Origin of the sequence: Cellulomonas sp. A375-1, from assembly GCF_001040865.1 — a bacterium.
Classification (GTDB): Bacteria; Actinomycetota; Actinomycetes; order Actinomycetales; family Cellulomonadaceae; genus Cellulomonas; species Cellulomonas gelida.
On record NZ_LFKW01000140.1, the window covers coordinates 1 to 2,897 of the forward strand.

Sequence of the window (2,897 nt, forward strand, 5' to 3'; positions counted from 1 at the left end):
GGGCCGCACGCGCTCGCGTGCGGTGCGCTGCTCGGCGAGCGGGCCACGGCAGTGGTGAGCCTGGCCGGCCTGGCGCCCTTCGACGGGTTCGACTGGGCGGCGGGCATGGCGTCGGACGCGGCGCTCCGGGCGGCGGCGAGCGGACGCGACGAGCGAGCAGCACTCGCCGACGACGACGGCGTCGCGGGGTTCGTCGAGGCGGACTGGGCCGCGCTGCGGGGTGCGTGGGGCGCGCTCGGCGAGGACGCCGGCCCCGCAGGCCAGGCGTGGCCCGACGGCGCGATCGACGACGACGTCGCGTACGCGAGCCCGTGGGGCTTCGCCCCGGCCGACGTCCGGGTCCCGGTGCTGCTCGTGCACGGCGGTGTGGACCGGGTCGTGCCGCCCGCTCACGGGCGACGCCTGCTCGACCTGCTGCCCGACGCGCAGCTCTGGCAGCGCCCGCACGACGGCCACGTCTCGGTGCTGCACGCCCTGCCCGTCGCGCTCGACTGGCTCGTGGACCTCGCCGCCTGAGCCTGCGCTGCCGGCCTGGACCCGGGCGGCCGGGGGCCGGGCAGCCCGGACCTGGGCGGCCCGGACCTGAGGGTCGCGCACGCCGCAGGTAAGATGCGGAGGAAAGGGGGAACCCCGATGCGATTCCTGCCTGGCCACTCGGCCACCTCAGACCTCACCTACGGCGACGTGTTCCTCGTCCCGTCGCGTTCCGAGGTCACCTCCCGTTTCGACGTCGACCTGGCGTCGACCGACGGCACCGGCACGACCGTGCCCCTCGTCGTCGCGAACATGACCGCCGTCGCCGGCCGCCGTATGGCGGAGACCGTCGCCCGCCGCGGCGGCATGGCCGTGATCCCTCAGGACATCCCCGTCGAGGTCGTCGCCGACGTCGTGCGCTCGGTGAAGGCCGCGCACCCCGTGGTCGAGAGCCCCGTCGTCGTCGCGCCGCACGACACCGTGCACACCGCGCTGACGCTGATCGGCAAGCGCTCGCACGGCGCGGCGGTCGTCGTCGCCGACGGCGTCCCGGTGGGCGTCGTCACCGAGGCGGACTGCCAGGGCGTCGACCGTTTCACGCAGGTCGAGGACGTCATGACGGCGCACCCGACGACGGTCGACCTCGACGTGGTCGAGAACGGCGGCGTGCGGGGACTCGAGGCGGCCTTCGAGAAGCTGCACTCCAGCCGGCGCAAGTTCTCGCCCGTCGTGCGCGGCTCGCAGCTCGTCGGCGTCCTGACCCAGATCGGCGCGCTGCGCTCGTCGATCTACCGTCCGGCGCTCGACGAGGCCGGCCGTCTGCGCATCGCGGGTGCGGTGGGCATCAACGGCGACGTCAAGGCCAAGGCCGCCGCGCTGCTCGAAGCGGGGATCGACGCGATCGTCGTCGACACCGCGCACGGCCACCAGCGCAAGATGCTCGACGCGCTCGCCGCCGTGCGCACGCTCGACCCGCAGGTCCCGGTCGTCGCCGGGAACGTCGTGACGGCCGAGGGCACGCGCGACCTCGTCGAGGCGGGCGCCGACATCGTCAAGGTGGGCGTCGGCCCGGGCGCGATGTGCACGACGCGCATGATGACCGCCGTCGGGCGGCCGCAGTTCTCGGCGGTGCTCGAGTGCGCCGCCGAGGCGCGGCGGCTCGGTGCGCACGTGTGGGCGGACGGCGGCGTCCGCCACCCGCGTGACGTCGCGCTCGCGCTCGCCGCGGGAGCCTCGCAGGTCATGATCGGATCGTGGTTCGCGGGGACGCACGAGTCCCCCGGCGACCTGCACGAGGACAGCTCGGGCCGGCTCTACAAGGAGTCGTTCGGCATGGCCTCGGCGCGCGCCGTGGCCGCGCGCACCCGCGGCGGCTCGGCGTTCGACCGTGCGCGCAAGGCGCTCTACGAGGAGGGCATCTCCTCCTCGCGGATGTACCTGGACCCGCGCCGGCCGGGCGTCGAGGACCTGATCGACCACATCACGTCGGGCGTGCGCTCCGCGGCGACCTACGTGGGCGCCTCGACGCTCGCCGAGCTCCACGAGCGGGCGACGGTCGGCATCCAGTCCGCCGCCGGCTACGAGGAGGGGCGTCCCCTCCCCGACGGGTGGTGACACGCGTGCGCCCGGTCCTGGTCCTCACGCACGTCCCGTACGAGGGACCCGGTCTGATCGCACCGGGGCTCGACGCCCCGGTGCGGGTCCGCACGGTCGTCGGCACCGCCGACCCCGTGCTGCCCGAGCTCGACGAGGTCTCGGGCGTGGTCGTCATGGGCGGTCCCATGGACGCCGACGACGACCGCGGCCACCCCGGTCTGGCGGCCGAGCGCGCACTCCTGGCCGCTGCGGTCGACGCGGACGTCCCCGTGCTCGGCGTGTGCCTCGGTGCGCAGCTGCTGGGCATGGCGCTCGGGGCGCACCTGCACCGCCGCCACGGCACCGAGATCGGGTTCGCGCCCGTGGACGTCGTCGCCGACGACCTCGTGCTCGGGCCGCTCGGCTCGCGCCCGACCGTGCTGCACTGGCACAGCGACGCGATCGACCTCCCGCCCGGCGCGACGCTGCTCGCCTCGACCCCCACGACGCCCGTCCAGGCCTTCCGGGCGGGCAGCGCGCTCGGCGTGCAGTTCCACGTCGAGGTCGAGCCGTCCCTGCTCGACCTGTGGCTCACCACGCCGACGATGACCGCCGACCTGGACGACGAAGAGCTCGCGACGATCCGCTCGGATGGCGCACGCCATCTGCCGACGCTCGTCCCTGCCGCGCACAAGCTGGTCCAGGGGTTCGCCGAGCAGGTGCGGACGCGCGGGTGAGCGCGCCCGGCCCCCGCCCGCACGACGCGGCGACGGACGCGCGCGACGACCTCGTCGCCCTGGTCGGCCGGGGTGTCCCGTGGCCCACGGACCCCGCGCGACTGCTGCGCG

Annotated in this window: 3 protein-coding genes; all 3 read left to right on the forward strand. The window is 75.4% G+C overall.

The window, feature by feature from the left end; all coding sequences use genetic code 11:
- Window positions 1-516, forward strand: a 516-nt coding sequence (locus tag CWIS_RS19055) for a S9 family peptidase (protein ID WP_048344172.1), incomplete at its 5' end; no start/stop codon positions are given.
- A gap of 117 nt (window positions 517-633) precedes the next feature.
- Entirely contained in the window at window positions 634-2,088 is a 1,455-nt protein-coding gene (locus tag CWIS_RS15175) for a GuaB1 family IMP dehydrogenase-related protein (RefSeq protein WP_048344173.1), read from the forward strand.
- A gap of 5 nt (window positions 2,089-2,093) precedes the next feature.
- The gene (locus CWIS_RS15180; RefSeq protein ID WP_053071776.1) at window positions 2,094-2,786 is read left to right on the forward strand and encodes a type 1 glutamine amidotransferase; all 693 of its coding nucleotides are present in this window, start codon (window positions 2,094-2,096) and stop codon (window positions 2,784-2,786) included.
- Window positions 2,787-2,897 lie beyond the last annotated feature (111 nt).

What these genes read in the sequence shown, in the direction of transcription:
- CWIS_RS15175 (WP_048344173.1), top strand. Translation starts at nt 634, where the DNA reads ATGCGATTCCTGCCTGGCCACTCGGCCACCTCAGACCTCACCTACGGC.